This is a genomic window from Mucilaginibacter sp. KACC 22063, from assembly GCF_028736115.1.
GTDB lineage: Bacteria > Bacteroidota > Bacteroidia > Sphingobacteriales > Sphingobacteriaceae > Mucilaginibacter.
Genome location: NZ_CP117877.1, coordinates 3,786,477 through 3,801,511, shown reverse-complemented (window position 1 = coordinate 3,801,511; position 15,035 = coordinate 3,786,477). Strand labels below are relative to the sequence as shown.

At 43.2% G+C, this 15,035-nt stretch carries 12 protein-coding genes; 4 read left to right on the top strand and 8 right to left on the bottom strand.

Features of this window, described 5'->3' with window-relative positions:
- Positions 1-81 precede the first annotated feature (81 nt).
- On the bottom strand, positions 82-1,614 hold the full coding sequence (locus PQ461_RS16420; RefSeq protein WP_274206613.1) for an amino acid permease: 1,533 nt from the start codon (positions 1,612-1,614) through the stop codon (positions 82-84).
- A gap of 174 nt (positions 1,615-1,788) precedes the next feature.
- Here PQ461_RS16420 and PQ461_RS16415 point away from each other — a divergent pair, with 174 nt between their 5' ends.
- A complete protein-coding gene (locus PQ461_RS16415) occupies positions 1,789-2,250 on the top strand; it encodes an Xre family toxin-antitoxin system antitoxin (RefSeq protein WP_274206612.1) in 462 nt (153 codons plus the stop codon).
- Positions 2,250-2,720, top strand: a complete 471-nt coding sequence (locus PQ461_RS16410; protein ID WP_274206611.1) for an RES family NAD+ phosphorylase — start codon at positions 2,250-2,252, stop codon at positions 2,718-2,720. Before PQ461_RS16415 ends, PQ461_RS16410 begins: the two co-directional genes overlap by 1 nt.
- Before the next feature lie 36 nt (positions 2,721-2,756).
- Here PQ461_RS16410 and PQ461_RS16405 read toward each other — a convergent pair whose 3' ends face one another.
- Positions 2,757-4,994, bottom strand: a complete 2,238-nt coding sequence (locus PQ461_RS16405; RefSeq protein ID WP_274206609.1) for a sodium-translocating pyrophosphatase — start codon at positions 4,992-4,994, stop codon at positions 2,757-2,759.
- Positions 4,995-5,160: 166 nt separating this feature from the next.
- Here PQ461_RS16405 and PQ461_RS16400 point away from each other — a divergent pair, with 166 nt between their 5' ends.
- Both PQ461_RS16400 and dacB read left to right on the top strand, forming a co-directional pair.
- On the top strand, positions 5,161-6,600 hold the full coding sequence (locus PQ461_RS16400; RefSeq protein ID WP_443192794.1) for an APC family permease: 1,440 nt from the start codon (positions 5,161-5,163) through the stop codon (positions 6,598-6,600).
- Positions 6,569-8,104, top strand: coding sequence for a D-alanyl-D-alanine carboxypeptidase/D-alanyl-D-alanine endopeptidase (gene dacB, locus PQ461_RS16395; protein WP_274206608.1), 1,536 nt, complete (start codon positions 6,569-6,571; stop codon positions 8,102-8,104). Before PQ461_RS16400 ends, dacB begins: the two co-directional genes overlap by 32 nt.
- Positions 8,105-8,249: 145 nt before the next feature.
- On the opposite strand, the gene PQ461_RS16390 is transcribed toward dacB, so the two are convergent.
- From PQ461_RS16390 to PQ461_RS16365, 6 genes are all read right to left on the bottom strand, one after another.
- Positions 8,250-9,533 (bottom strand): bifunctional folylpolyglutamate synthase/dihydrofolate synthase, encoded by a 1,284-nt coding sequence (locus PQ461_RS16390; protein ID WP_274304025.1) that lies wholly within the window; start codon positions 9,531-9,533, stop codon positions 8,250-8,252.
- A 399-nt stretch (positions 9,534-9,932) separates the two neighbouring features.
- Positions 9,933-10,754: an energy transducer TonB gene (locus PQ461_RS16385; RefSeq protein WP_274206607.1), complete on the bottom strand. Its 822-nt coding sequence runs from the start codon at positions 10,752-10,754 to the stop codon at positions 9,933-9,935.
- Position 10,755: 1 nt separating this feature from the next.
- The gene (locus tag PQ461_RS16380) at positions 10,756-11,157 is read right to left on the bottom strand and encodes an ExbD/TolR family protein (RefSeq protein WP_274206606.1); all 402 of its coding nucleotides are present in this window, start codon (positions 11,155-11,157) and stop codon (positions 10,756-10,758) included.
- On the bottom strand, positions 11,154-11,864 hold the full coding sequence (locus PQ461_RS16375; protein WP_274206605.1) for a MotA/TolQ/ExbB proton channel family protein: 711 nt from the start codon (positions 11,862-11,864) through the stop codon (positions 11,154-11,156). Before PQ461_RS16375 ends, PQ461_RS16380 begins: the two co-directional genes overlap by 4 nt.
- Positions 11,865-11,870: 6 nt before the next feature.
- Positions 11,871-13,181, bottom strand: a complete 1,311-nt coding sequence (locus tag PQ461_RS16370; RefSeq protein ID WP_274206604.1) for an HU domain-containing protein — start codon at positions 13,179-13,181, stop codon at positions 11,871-11,873.
- Positions 13,182-13,211: 30 nt separating this feature from the next.
- Positions 13,212-15,035 carry a TonB-dependent receptor gene (locus tag PQ461_RS16365; protein WP_274206603.1) on the bottom strand — a complete coding sequence of 608 codons (1,824 nt, stop codon included), beginning with the start codon at positions 15,033-15,035 and terminating at the stop codon, positions 13,212-13,214.

The window sequence follows — 15,035 nt, the reverse complement described above, 5'->3', positions numbered from 1 at the left end:
ACAATTGATTATTATAAAGCAATATCAACAAAAAAAGGTTCTGCGATAACAGAACCTTTTTAATATTAAACATAAATGTTACTATTCGATATAAGAAGGATTTGGCGGATCGTTCGGAATTTCGGTAGTGCCTTTGCGTACATGCGAATGTTTAATGCTATAACCAAAGTACACGATAAAGCCGATGATCAGCCATACAATTAAACGGGCCCAGTTTTCCCAGCCTTCGCTTACAATCATGCCTAAGCATACTAAAGCACCAAGCGGGCAAACGATTTTATACAACGGTGTTTTAAACGGGCGTTTAATGTTTGGATCTGTTTTGCGCAGAATAAAAATACCAAGGCATACCAGTACGAATGCGAACAAAGTTCCTATACTTACCATATCACCTACAATACTATCAGGTACAAACCCTGCAAATATTGATACAAACACAAAGAATAACCATTGTGATTTGTAAGGGGTACGGTATTTAGGGTGTAGTTTAGAGAATACGCTTGGTACCAAACCGTCTGTGCTCATGGTGTAGAATACACGGGTTTGGCCCATTAACATCACCAGGATAACTGATGAGAAACCTGCTAAAATAGCTACTGTTACCAGTTTTGCAAGCCACTCGTAACCCGGCATGTGATGGCGTATGGCATAAGAAACAGAAGCTTCGCTGCCCTGGCTTAAAAACTCTTTATAAGATGCAACACCGGTTAAAACGTGTGAAAATAAGATGTATAAAGCAGTACAAATTACCAGTGAAACAAGGATACCCATTGGCATATCTTTCTGCGGGTTCTTTGCTTCCTGAGCTGCTGTAGAAACCGCATCGAAACCAATAAAGGCAAAGAAAACGATACTTGCGCCACGCAACACACCAAACCATCCGTGATTCCACGTATCGGCATAATTATGAACAATTCCGGTGTTCAAAGTTACCGAGCCTGCATCAGCCGGAATAGTATAAGGAGTATGGTTAGCAGGGTTAATAAACTGCCAGCCGAAACCGATAATTAACAATACAATAGCTACCTTAACTAACACGATGATGTTATTTACAACGGCAGATTCTGCTGTACCGCGGATCAATAAAAGTGTTAGTAAGAAGATAATAAGGATAGCGGGAATGTTTACAAGCCCGTGCACACCTGCGTCAGATACCTGGAAAGGCGAGTGGCTCCACTCATAGGGTATGGTGAACCCAAAAAATGTATGACAGAGGTCGTTAAGATATTGCGACCAGCCTATGGCTACCGTTGCGGCGCCAAGTGCGTACTCTAAAACTAAGTCCCAGCCAATGATCCACGCAATAAACTCACCCATTGTAGCGTATGAATAAGTATAGGCGCTACCGGCAATCGGGATCATACTGGCAAATTCGGCGTAGCAAAGGCCGGCTAATGCGCAACCTATGGCTGCTATAATAAATGATATGGTTACAGCCGGGCCTGCATTACCACCCGCAGCTGCAGCAGTACGTACGAACAAACCCGCACCGATAATTGCACCTATACCCAGGGCAATAAGGGCAACAGGACCTAACGTTCGCTTTAAGCTTTTATCCGATTCAGCAGATGCTGCAAGCAACTGGTTGATGGATTTTTTAATAAATAAACTCATGCTTTAGTTTAGTTCTTTTAGTTTAATCATGTTTATGCCCAAACGTAGTCAATTTTCTTCAAAATCTAAATAGCTGCATTTGTAACAATGCGGCGGTATGTAGTCAGCAGAAAATTAAATATACATGAAACAATTTGCGACAAATTATCCTTATATTTGGTAAAAAAGTCGCTCATGCAAGTATTGTCAAAAATAAAAGCCATTCATAAGCCAGATCTGGTTGATCTGCTTGGTGGGATAAAACTGGTTGATGCAGATATCCGTTCGGAGTTTGACCTGATCAATCTGAGCAATACGGGTATCAAAAAGGCTTCGCTTGATGCGCTGATCGGCCATTTGGGGATGTCAAAAAAGTCATTTACCGAAAACATACTCAACGTTTCTGTGAAAACAATGGAACGTAAAAAGAACGACGAAGTATTGGATAAACGTACATCATCATACATCATCGAAATAGCTAAGGTTACTGAACATGCTTTTGAAGTTTTTGAAAGTGAAGAAAAAGTACAAAGCTGGCTTAATACCCCTAACCGTGCGCTTAACCAAATGAAACCGATCGACCTATTTGACATGCCGACCGGTTTAATGATGGTTGACCGGATACTTGGGCGCATAGAAGAAGGCGTATATTCCTGATGATTGTTTACCGCATAGTAAAGTCAGAAAAGCGGGCAAGGGATATTTCGGGCATGGGCGCCTTTATGAATGGCGGCCGCTGGAACAGCCCTGGTACTTACATGCTTTATGCCAGTGAGAATAGTTCTTTAGCTTTTTTAGAGACACTGGTGCATTTTGAGGCAGATAACGTTCCGCCAAACCTGTACATCATCCGTATGGAAATAGATGCGGATGAAAAATTGATCTACACACTTCCGCCTAAAAGCTACCCTAAAAACTGGCTGCACATTGATTACATAGAAAATAAACTGATTGGCGATAAATTAATGAGCGAGGGGAAGTACTTAGCCGTAAGGGTGCGTTCGGCCATTAATGTTTACGAATATAATTATCTCTTAAATCCGATCTTCCCGCGCTATCATGATCTTGTTAAAATTATTTCTGTAGAACGGCTGGATATAGACCAGCGTTTGATAGAATATAAATAAGTAAGCCCTGCAATTACAGGGCTTACTTATTGCTTTTTATCCTTTGTTTTCAGCTTTTATTGGTTGTGTGATCATTGATCTTATCTTCAGCTCTTTCTGAATGCGCTTGTTGGTATCAGCCGCTTTGTTCAGGTGCGGTGCAATCACCAGCGAAACAATCGACATCAGTTTAATCAGGATGTTCATCGAAGGGCCTGATGTATCTTTAAACGGATCACCTACGGTATCGCCGGTTACAGATGCCTTGTGTGGTTCTGATTTTTTATAATACATCTGTCCATTGATCTCAACGCCTTTTTCGAAAGACTTTTTGGCATTATCCCATGCGCCACCGGCATTGCTCTGGAACATGCCCATCAATACGCCAGATACAGTTACACCAGCTAATAAGCCGCCTAGAACTTCAGGGCCGAAAGCAAAGCCGATCACAATTGGTGTGATCAGGGCAATGGCTCCAGGTGCAATCATTTCGCGGATAGAAGCTTGGGTTGAAATGGCTACGCATTTTTCATATTCGGGTTTGGCTTTATATTCCATGATGCCGGGTATATCGCGGAACTGGCGGCGCACTTCTTCAACCATTGCCATGGCTGCGCGGCCAACAGCTGAAATGGCCAGTGCCGAAAAGATGAAAGGGATCATTCCGCCTACAAATAATCCCGCTAAAACATCAGCTTTGTAAATGTCAATATGATCGATACCTGCAACACCCACAAACGCAGCAAAAAGTGCAAGCGAGGTTAACGCTGCCGATGCTATGGCAAAGCCTTTTCCAGTAGCGGCGGTGGTATTACCCACAGCATCCAGGTTGTCTGTACGGTGGCGTACTTCTTCGGGCAACTGGTTCATTTCGGCAATACCGCCGGCGTTATCAGCAATAGGGCCAAAGGCGTCAATAGCTAATTGCATAGCAGTGGTGGCCATCATACCCGCAGCAGCAATAGCTACGCCATACAAGCCTGCAAAATGGTATGAGCCAAATATACCTGCTGCCAATACGATGATAGGCAACACGGTTGATTCCATACCTACAGCCAAGCCACCAATAATATTGGTAGCATGCCCGGTTGACGATTGACGTATGATAGATAATACCGGGCGTTTACCCATTGCAGTATAATATTCAGTAATAATGGACATGAGCGTACCCACGATCAATCCTACCACTATCGACAGAAATACACCTGTTTTATTGAAAACCAGTGAACCTGCTTTGATATTGCCGTTCACGTCAAGGTCGCGGATCAGGTATAAGTTACCTTCCGGCAGCATCCATCTCACTACAAAAAATGTAGCTATAGCAGTTAAAATGATCGACATCCAGTTGCCCAGGTTTAACGCGCTTTGTACGCTGTCAGTCTCATTTTTAATGCGCACAAATGATGCGCTTATAATGGAGAATAGCAGTCCTAACCCAGCAATTACCATAGGTAGCAAAACGGGTGCTATACCACCAAATGCATCTTTAGATTGGATCTCGCGGCCTAAAACCATCGTAGCCAAAATGGTAGCCACGTATGAGCCGAAAAGGTCGGCACCCATACCAGCAACGTCGCCTACGTTATCGCCCACGTTATCGGCAATAGTAGCAGGGTTACGCACATCATCCTCGGGTATACCGGCTTCAACCTTGCCCACAAGGTCGGCACCAACGTCGGCTGCTTTAGTATAAATACCGCCGCCTACACGTGCAAATAGCGCAATAGATTCGGCACCTAAAGAAAAGCCTGCCAGCACTTCCAGTGCTTTCTGCATTTCTTCGCCGTTTACATTGCCGTTATGTTGTTTAACATAAAAAGTATAAAATACAATAAATAACGAGCCAAGGCCTAATACCGCTAAACCTGCAACACCTAATCCCATCACGGTGCCGCCGGTAAATGATACTTTTAAAGCTTTAGCTAAACTGGTACGCGCTGCCTGCGTAGTACGCACATTTGCTTTAGTGGCAATACGCATACCCAGGTAACCTGCAAATGCAGATAAAAAAGCGCCGATAAGAAAGGAAACTGCTATTACCGGACTTGAAGTAGCTACCGTACTGCCCGAATAAGCTAATAAGATAACGGCAATAACTGCGAAATAGCTTAGTACTTTCCATTCGGCACGAAGAAAGGCCATAGCACCATCAGCAATATAGCCCGATAGTTCTTTCATTCCTTCATCGCCTGCATCCTGTTTGGTTACCCAGGCAGACTTGCCGATCATGACGGCAATGCCAATAAGGCCAAATACAGGGATCAGATAAATTAAGTAATTGTTTAAAAAATCCATATAAATCAGTTAATTATAATTGGTAAAAACGAATGTTACCAAAATTATTGGTACTTGCAAGTGTTTGACTATGAATTTGAAAGTTCATATCAGGGTTACAATTATTTTAAATAGCTTAGGGCACAAAACATAAATTATTGTGAAAAATACTTCCGAAAAAAAGGAAATGAAGCATGAGCTTGGCCTGCTCGATGGTACGATGCTGGTGGCAGGGTCAATGATTGGCTCCGGAATTTTTATTGTAAGCGCGGATATTATAAGGCATGTTGGCTCGTCCGGCTGGCTGATAGCGGTGTGGTTGCTAACTGGTTTTATGACATTGACTGCCGCTGTTAGTTATGGCGAACTAAGTGGTATGTTCCCAAAAGCCGGTGGACAGTATGTTTATCTGAAAGAAGCCTACAATAAACTAATTGCCTTTCTTTATGGCTGGAGTTTCTTTGCCGTAATACAAACCGGAACCATAGCAGCAGTAGGGGTGGCGTTCTCGAAGTTTACAGCATATCTGATCCCGGCAGTTAGCGAAGACAACATATTATACCAACTGCAATGGGGGGATGCTGCCCATCCGCATAAGTTCACCATAAGTGCTGCACAGGTAGTTTCAATTGTACTTATCATCTTCCTGACCTGGGTAAACACCCGTGGCGTAAAAAGCGGTAAAATCATCCAGACTACTTTTACGCTTACCAAACTTTTAAGCTTATTTGGGTTAATCGTTTTCGGATTTATGGCCTTTAAAGGTGATGTATGGCATGCTAACTGGAGCAACGCCTGGAATATGCATGCTTTAAACCCCAATGGATCTATAACTGCGCTGACTGCCACCGCAGCTATGGGGGCAATTGCGGCATCAATGGTTGGTTCGATATTTAGCAGCGATGCCTGGAACAACGTAACTTTCATAGCAGGGGAAATGAAAAACCCGCAGCGTAACATAGGTTTGAGCCTTTTTTTAGGTACGCTTATCGTTACTATTATTTATGTATCGGCCAACTTTGTTTACACCGCCGTTTTACCATTGCATGAAATTGCCACTGCCGAAAAAGACAGGGTAGCGGTAGCGGCATCGCATGTTATTTTTGGAAACGTGGGTACCATCATTATTGCGCTGATGATTATGGTATCCACTTTTGGTTGTAACAATGGTTTAATATTGGCTGGGGCACGCGTTTACTATACGATGGCTAAAGACGGGCTTTTTTTTAAAAAGACTGGTACGTTGAATAAAAACGCAGTTCCTGAATTTGCTTTATGGATACAATGCGCAGTGGCATCAATATTATGTTTAAGCGGCCGTTATGGCGACCTGCTGGATATGATCTCGTTTGTAGTGGTGATCTTTTATGTTTTGACGATTATCGGCATATATATACTACGTGCAAAACGTCCCGAAATCGAACGTCCTTACAAAGCTTTTGGATATCCAGTTTTACCGGCTATATATGTACTGATGGGAGTAGCTTTCTGTATCCTGCTTATTATTTACAAACCAGAATATACTTGGCCCGGATTAATCATTGTATTGATAGGAATCCCGATTTATTATATTGCAAAGCGCAATATAAAGCCAGATGATGAGAAAGTTTATGAAAGTGCGGTATAAAGTAAACCTTACGAACACACCCCAATTTAAAGTTACTGCAAAGTTGAGATGTACCTACAATCCCCTCTCGAGAGGGGAAACTACAGTTGTTTCAAATAGCATCAAACGTAAATTGGGGTGTGTTATTGGTGTTTTTGCTTTATTGTTTTCTTTAGGTAGCCAAGCACAATCGCTCAACCAAAGCCTGCAAAACGCATTCAACCGTTTGCAGCAAGACACTCAAAATACGTATGCTTCTGTTTCTTTAACGGTTTTAGATGCTAAAACAGGTGAAGTAATATTTACTGCTAACCCTAATATGGGGCTGGCTACAGCATCAACCTTAAAAACCATAACCACGGTAACTGTCATGAATGTGCTTGGTCCCGATTACCGGTTTAAAACCACCCTGAATGGAAGTTTAAACGGTACGCTAACTGTAGATGGTACCTGGAACGGTGATATTATTATTAATGGCGGCGATGACCCGACATTGGCGAGTACGCGTTGGGATGAAACTAAAGAAAGCGTGGTATTGCAGCAGTTTGTTGATGGCCTGCGCAAAGCAGGTATTAAGAAGATTAATGGCGCTATCATTGGAAACGGTACCGACCATGCGCAGCAAGGCTGGATATGGCAGGATTTAGGCAACTACTATGGCGCATTCGCTAATAACCTGTGCTGGCGCGAAAATCAGTATGACGTCTTACTCCGTCCTACCCAGGTAGATAGGCCTGTAGCTATTGAAGGTACAGTGCCTGCAATGCCATATCTGCAATTCAGTAACCAACTGAAAACAGGTACAGCCGGAAGCGGCGACAATGCTTACGCACGTTTACCTGTTGGTAGCAACAAAGTTTTTCTGCAAGGCACTTACGCCACCGATCAAACTAAACGCCGTATATCTGCGGCCTTGCCCGACCCTGCATATGAGGCCGCACGAAGGTTAAAAGATACCTTGGAGAGGTTAGGTATTTCCGTGTCAGGCAATGCGACATCTGCAACTATGCTGGCTTCGCAAAATGGTGTGCCAAGCATTGCTTCAGGAAAAGTATTTGCTACACATTTATCACCGCCTTTACGTAAAGTGATATACTGGCTTAATAAGAAAAGCATTAACCTGTATGCCGAGCAAATGCTGCTGGCCATGGGCGATTCTTTGAAAACAGATGACCCGCCTTCTGTTACCCGCAATTTCTGGAAGCAAAGGGGAGTGGATGTTAATTCTTTAAATATTGTTGATGGCAGCGGGCTTTCTCCCGGCGACCGTGTGACCACCATGACCCTGGCGCGCATACTACAGTCGGCTAAGAAGGAAGCTTGGTTTCCTGACTTTTACGAAAGTTTGCCAATCTATAACGACATGCACATGAAAAGCGGAACTATTAACTGTGTGCTGGCTTATGCAGGCTACCAAACAAAAAATGGCCGGGAGTTATGCTTTTCCATCATCGTTAATAACTATAACGGATCAACATCAGCCATCAGGCAAAAGATGTTTAGGGTACTTGATGAATTGAAGTAGGGAATTGGTGCGTGTTTCTGTGTTATCAGTTGCGGGTAAACAGTTACGGGTTTACTGAGTTTCCAGTTGCGAGTAATCTTGTTCCTTGTCTCTTTTTCAATCACCTCTGACCTCAGAAACTCAGCCACTCTCACCTCAGACACTCTTAGACTACTTCTGCCACCACAAACGTACTTCCGCCAACAAATACCAGATCGTTGCTTTGTGCAGCTGCTTGGGCAGCTTGTAGAGCTTTTTTAACTGATGGATAGGTAGCTCCGTTTAGTCCGGCTTGTGTGGCTTGCTGGTAAAGTGATTCAGCATCCAATCCGCGGGGAATATCCGGTTTGCTGAAATAATAGGTCGCATCTTTCGGAAGCATAGCCAAAATTTTGGACAGGTCTTTATCATTTACCACACCTATCACAAAATGCAAGTGATCATACTTTACACTGGCGATATTTTTCAATACTTCCTGTACACCTTCGGGATTATGCCCGGTGTCGCATATCGTAAGTGGATCGGTACTTAAAGTTTGCCAGCGGCCTGCTAAACCTGTCAGCTTTTGCACTTGTTTGAGCGCAGTTTTAATATGGTCTTCGCTGATTATAAACCCTTGACTATTCAATTCTTCAACTGCTGCCAAAACGTTCTTAACATTTTTAAGCTGATAAGTCCCGGTAAGATCCAGTTCGTAGTCTGAGGTCTGATTACCGGTATCTGTTGCCTGTATGCTTAAAAGATTATTTTGCTTAGTTAAAGGTGTGATTTCCCACAACTGTGAAGCAAATATGATGGGGGCTTGCTGTTCTTCTGCTTTTTTTGTAAAAACATTAGCAACTTCGTCTTGGTATTCGCCAATAATAACAGGCGTATTCTCTTTAATAATGCCTGCCTTTTCAGAAGCAATTAAGGGTAAGGTATCGCCTAATAAGTTCATGTGGTCCCAACCAATATTGGTAATGATTGATAGTAGCGGCCTAATTACATTTGTAGAGTCAAGCCGACCGCCTAAGCCTACTTCTATAATGGCTATATCAACCTTGTGCTTAGCGAAGTGGTCGAATGCTAAAGCCACAGTCATTTCAAAGAATGACGGTTCAATCTGTTCAAAATCTGCACTATGATCGGCTACAAAATCAATGACTTCCTGTTCGCTGATCATTTCTCCATTGATACGGATACGCTCACGAAAGTCGCGCAGGTGAGGGGAAGTATAAAGTCCGGTTTTATAGCCTGCGGTTTGTAATACCGCTGCCAGCATGTGCGAGGTAGAACCCTTGCCATTAGTGCCGCCTATGTGTACACTCTTAAATTGATGCTGAGGATGGTCCAGTACTTTGCACAGTGCAAGTGTGTTAGTTAAATCCTTTTTGAAAGCAGAAGTCCCAACCCTTGTAAACATCGGAAGTTGGTTGTATAGGTAGTCGAGGGTTTGCTGGTAATTCATGTCGCCAATAAGTAGCGGAGCAAATTTAAGGATCAATTCGCCTTTTTTAATCCGTCGCTAAAATAAAAACACGTCATTGCGAGGAACGAAGCAATCCCCTACATATATAGTTTTAAAACGAAATATGGAATCTCGATTAAATATCTAGGGAAATACAGTGTACGAGATATTCGATAATGTTACTTTTTTTGGCCGTCAAAAAAAGTAACCAAAAACTCGTCGCTGGCACCGCAGGCTTATATCGGTTATGCTTTCTCAAAACCTGTAATTACTAGCCTGCGCTGATGCGACCATGAAACTGTTATTAAAGTATGTGTTGTTATGAAAGCGTTAATCTTGATGAATCAAATACAGAGATTGATTCGTCATTATTCTTTGCTACAGCAACTGCTACTATAATTACTGCACTTTAAACACAAACACTACTGTACCTACCTGCAAATCCGGAACGTTATCCAATGCGTTTAGTTTGGCGTTCTTAACGGCGTTTTCGCATTTATCAATCAGGTCCTGGTCGGTAATAGTTGTGCCTCTGGCGCCGCCACGCGCATAAACAACGTTACCATTTTTATCTACACGGATATCTACCACTACCTTGCCTGTGCGGCGGTTAGCATCGGTTACAGCAGGCTTACTTATAAAGTTACGCTGCGGCATGCCGTTTAAGTTACCGCCATTGCCAGATCCTGTACCATTGTAATTGTTGGTAAGCGTTGTACCAGTAGTTTTACCCTGATTACCGGGCGTGTTGCCAGTGCCATCACCTTCGCCTGTGCCGGTGGTGGCTTTGCCCTTGTAAAGTGCATTTTGATTGACAACAGGTTTGGCCGGTGCTTTGGTAGTTTGCTGTTGCGCTTTTACTGTTTCACTCGGCTTTTTATCGTTCGTTACCTCCGGCGCGTCTTCGGTATTTTGTGTAACTACCTGCTTGCTACTGTTATCAACCGGCGTAGGCTGATCTGTAGGTGGGGCAGGGGTAACCTTATCCGGTTTGGTTTTGTTGGCATGTTCTGCAACCGATGGTTCTTCGGTGCTCATGTAATCATCGCCCATACCTTCGTCAACCGTACCATAGTTAACCAGTATACCACCTGTGCCATCCTGCTCTTTAGGCGGCATGTGAAAAACAATAAAATAACTGATTGCAATAACAACGGCCAATATAATGCCTGTTGCTATAAATGCTTTCGGATAGTTATTTTCCTGACTGCGGTAATCCATTTTATCCCTTTGGCTCGGTAGCCAGTACCAGTTTAATATTCAACTTTTGTGCCGTATCCATTACCTGTACCACGTTCTGTATAGCCACGGTGCGGTCTACATATAACACAATGGTTAAATCTGTAGCTAATGTTTTATAGCTTGCAAGAGTTGATGACAGGTCGGCCTCCTGAACTTCTTTCTTATCCACGTAGTAACGCAAATCCTTGGTCACAGAAACCGTAATTGTTTTCTTGGAAACCGATTGTCCCGATGATGATTTCGGCAACATCAATTTTATTACGTTCGGGTTGGTTACTGTTGATGCAATAAGGAAGAACAACAGCAGGAAGAACATAATATCGTTCATGGCAGAGGTATGCACCTCTGCAGTAGCACGGCTATTTCTCTTTCTTAAATTCATCGTCCAGGCTCTTCTAAAAGATCAATAAATTCAATGGCATCCGTTTCCAGTTTCAGGATCACTTTATCAACCATCATATTCAGGATGTGATAGCAAACATAAGCCACAATACCTACAAACAAACCTGCTGCGGAAGTAACCATCTTTACGTATAAACCACCGGAAATTACACCCATGCTGATATTATCTGTTTTAGATATATCGTAAAAGATCTTAATTACACCGGCAATGGTACCAAGGAAACCAAACATCGGTGCAATACCTGCTACGATACCGATGATACCGATATTCTTCTCAAGTTTGGCAACTTCAATTTTGCCAACGTTTTCAATAGCACCTTCAATTTCTTTGATAGGGCGGCCTATACGTAGCAAGCCTTTTTGCAGCATGCGGCCAAGCGGCGAATTGCTGTTTTTGCAAATGGCAATAGCCGACTCCAGCCTGCCGTTCAGGATGCTGTCGCGAACCTGGCTCATTAAGCTTGATTCATTCTTAGCAGCTTTGCGAATAGTAAAATAACGTTCGAAAAATATAACAAGGCCAAGCACAGCCAAAATTCCTATCGGGATCATCACCCAGCCACCTTTTACAAGCAGGTCGCCAAAGCGAAGTTCTTCCTGTGGTGCCAGTGGGGTTTGAACGGCGGCGTGGTTTAATGTGTCTGCAATTTTTTGGGCGGTATCAGTAATCTGCAGTAAAAGCGTCATTTGTTCTTATTTATAGGGTTGTACAGTTAATATACTTGGTTTTAATTTGCGGTTCTTTAAAAGTTCGAGCCTTGCCGCGCGGGCATCTTTCTGGGTATAACGGTAACCCAGTATAATTTTGTATTGATAATAGGTTTTTCTTGGTATCGAATCCAGTAGCCTGGCCTGTGGAAACCCCCAGGAATGAAAATGCGCTACATTGCGTTTTGCGGTTTCAAGATTGGCAAAAGTACCGCCTACAACAATCCACGTATTTTTAGGTACACTGTTAATGACCATATTACCCGGTGTGTTTGCAGGTGTAACCTCCGGCTTGCCGGCTTGTGTTTGTGCAGGCTGGCTTGCGTTAATCTGCGCCGGCTGCTGATTGCCAGCTGGTGTATTGCCTACAGTATCGGTTTCCTGTTTCAGCGAATCTGGTACTGTATTGGCCGGACCAGCGCTGGTAGTGGCGAGGTCAGACTGTGATACGGTATCCACATGCTGGCGGAAGGTATCTACCTTTGGTTTTTCTTTCACATTTAAAGCTTCATTAGCCTGGCGCTTACCATCATAATATTTATAGAAGGCTAATAAGGCTACCACCGCCACAATAACAGAAATGCCAATGATAAGCCAGTAACGGGAATTGCTTAAAAAGTTCTCTTCTTCCGGATCTTCCTGTTCAGGTTGCATTACCAAATCCTCCTCTTCGCCACCCGTATTTTCGGTAAATGAAGTTTCAGCAGGCTCTGTGGCAAGGTTGGTAACCTGTACAGGCCCCTGTTCGCTTATCGGGTTACGTGCCTGCGGTGGAAGCGGTGTTTCAACTGTTTCTTTTCCAGCTTCTGATACTGGTGGTATAATGTAATTTTGTAAGGGCTGCTCAATACGTGGTTTAACAGGCTTGCCGTAGTCTTCGAGTTTCTGAATGCTTACAGGAGCATAACCAAAAAGCACCGGACTAAAGTTAAGGTCGGTATGGTTTGACTTAAAAGCAAGGTGCCCCTGGTAATCAGCATAAAAATAACCCAGATCGCCGAAGTCTACCTCGGCAGTTTCGGTCTGAGATTTTATGTTATTGATGAATTTCTCTAAAAAGAAGCTTGACGATGTTAACGAGATGTTTTTCTTTTCAGAGATATATTCGATCAGGTGATTATCCTGCTCGTCAATTTCAAACGGTTCAAAAGTTACTTCGTAGTAGGGGGGATACAGTGTGCCGGTTTCGCTATCATAGTAGCTGCTTTTACGTTCGTGCGAAAAATGCCCAAGGCCCGGTACGTTTAATTCGCCGTGCTGTTTTAAAAGGTCGCTTGCATAGTTCGCTAAATCCATCCTGCTGTGCTGAAACAATGGGCTTCCGGATTAAAATCCGTAGCCCACGCCTCCAAATATATTAAATCCGTAGTTACGATAGAATAGCCATTCTCTATAATTACTGTTTAGCAGGTTGTTAGCTTGCACAAATACCGATAATTTTTTGTTGATCTTGTATTCACCGCCTGCGCTAACGTCAGCAAATGATTTGATAGTGTATGGTGTAATTGATTTTTGCTGATCCAATGGTAGCAACGCATTGGTATAAGTAATGTCTTTTGTTTCTCCGCGCAGTAACAATGATCCGGTTAAGTTAAACTTGTCGGTAATGTGGATAATGGTACCTGCGGTAAGATTAAACTTAGGCATATTCCAGGCAAACCATTGGCTGCTGGTTTTGTAATCTTTGAAATCTACTTTACCGAAAAGCTCAAAATCGTCAGAGGCTTTATAGTTTAATTCGCCTTTAAATCCGCTTACACGTGTAGTTCCATCGTCATAAACCACCGCAAAACGGTTATTACCCTGTGCATCAATGTTGCTTACATATAAAGGCATGTCTTTAACCTCATTGCGGTAAATCTGTGCTTTGAAGCCTAAGCCCGGTGCAAGAGTACCTTTAATACCGGCTGTAATATCAATACGGTCTACACTGTTGCGGATGTTGATATCCTGGCCGATGAAAGGGTTTGTTTCTGCATAGTCGCGCAAGGAGGCACGGTTGATATCGCCTTTAGCTTCTGCAAATACTCTTACGTAATCAGGGATTACCTGAACCTCAGCACGTGCTGAAGGGAACACATAAAAACGTGATGAAAAGCCGAACTCGGTAGCGATGTTTACACCTGCGTCAATTTTGTAATTATCGCCCTGAAATTTTAAGTAAGGGTTAGCCCTGAAGATGTTGTTGGTAATGTTATAGGCATTGTCTTTTTGAGAAGACATATCCAATGTACCGCTTACGCCTGCGTAGAACTGTTTAATGGTTTGGTTGATGAAACCGGTTAACACAATGTCGTTTTCGCGGGCTTTAAGTGCATTGCTGAATAAATAGCCTTTGGCCTTCAATGCATAGTTAAATACACGTTCGGTGTCTTTGTAATTCTTTGCCAGTTCGCCTTCGGCAGAAATGGTATTGAAATGCTGATGGAACGGATCTGTAGTTACTGGCGTTGTATTTTGAGCATAGCCGTAAAAATAATTGCTTTGGCGGTTGTACCAGATACGGCCGCTTAAGCTGTTATCATCCATTATTGATTTGCCGAACACTCCAATTTCCTGGCGGCTTTGGTTTTGTTTGTTAACATCGCTGCCAGATTGTGCAAAGTGTTTAAGCCATGCGCCAATCTGCATCGCTTCGTCTTTTCCGTTGTTGATGTAAGCCTCGCCAAAGGTGGTTTTTAAGTTACCTGCACCAACTTTTACATAGTTGTTATTAAGCACAGAGTCACGTTCGCGTGGTAGCGGCATGGCGTCAAGCTGTTTAATGGCCGAATTTTGCTCCAGGCGTTTATCAAGCGTGCTATAGGTAAGCGGCGCCTTGTAAGGTGATACATCCTCAAGGTTTGGGTTACGGCGAATCTTTACCGCATCTGCCAGTACCGGTTTGTAATTGGTAGTTACCACAATCTCTTCAGAAAGGCTGCTGCCCTGCTGGCCGTTAGGATTAGCAGGGTTATTGCCACCGCCTTTTTTTGTGGTATCCTTTGCCGCGGTTTTGGCCGCAACATCGCCTAACTTTTTAGCGGTGGTGGCTGCTGGTTTTGCAGTTGTTTTTTTTGTTTTGGGCTTTTGATTTGTTTGGGCATCAGCAGGCGTAAAGCAGGCAACTGATCCTAAAACAAGTAAGCTAAATAGATATGCTGATTTCAT

Excerpts from the sequence above, each read along its gene's own strand:
- PQ461_RS16380 (WP_274206606.1), bottom strand. The coding sequence starts at position 11,157 with ATGAATTTAAGAAAGAGAAATAGCCGTGCTACTGCAGAGGTGCATACC.
- PQ461_RS16410 (WP_274206611.1), top strand. The coding sequence starts at position 2,250 with ATGATTGTTTACCGCATAGTAAAGTCAGAAAAGCGGGCAAGGGATATT.
- PQ461_RS16375 (WP_274206605.1), bottom strand. The coding sequence starts at position 11,864 with ATGACGCTTTTACTGCAGATTACTGATACCGCCCAAAAAATTGCAGAC.
- PQ461_RS16400 (WP_443192794.1), top strand. The coding sequence starts at position 5,161 with ATGAAGCATGAGCTTGGCCTGCTCGATGGTACGATGCTGGTGGCAGGG.
- PQ461_RS16415 (WP_274206612.1), top strand. The coding sequence starts at position 1,789 with ATGCAAGTATTGTCAAAAATAAAAGCCATTCATAAGCCAGATCTGGTT.
- PQ461_RS16405 (WP_274206609.1), bottom strand. The coding sequence starts at position 4,994 with ATGGATTTTTTAAACAATTACTTAATTTATCTGATCCCTGTATTTGGC.
- dacB (WP_274206608.1), top strand. The coding sequence starts at position 6,569 with ATGATGAGAAAGTTTATGAAAGTGCGGTATAAAGTAAACCTTACGAAC.
- PQ461_RS16370 (WP_274206604.1), bottom strand. The coding sequence starts at position 13,181 with ATGGATTTAGCGAACTATGCAAGCGACCTTTTAAAACAGCACGGCGAA.
- PQ461_RS16420 (WP_274206613.1), bottom strand. The coding sequence starts at position 1,614 with ATGAGTTTATTTATTAAAAAATCCATCAACCAGTTGCTTGCAGCATCT.
- PQ461_RS16365 (WP_274206603.1), bottom strand. The coding sequence starts at position 15,035 with ATGAAATCAGCATATCTATTTAGCTTACTTGTTTTAGGATCAGTTGCC.
- PQ461_RS16390 (WP_274304025.1), bottom strand. The coding sequence starts at position 9,533 with ATGAATTACCAGCAAACCCTCGACTACCTATACAACCAACTTCCGATG.
- PQ461_RS16385 (WP_274206607.1), bottom strand. The coding sequence starts at position 10,754 with ATGGATTACCGCAGTCAGGAAAATAACTATCCGAAAGCATTTATAGCA.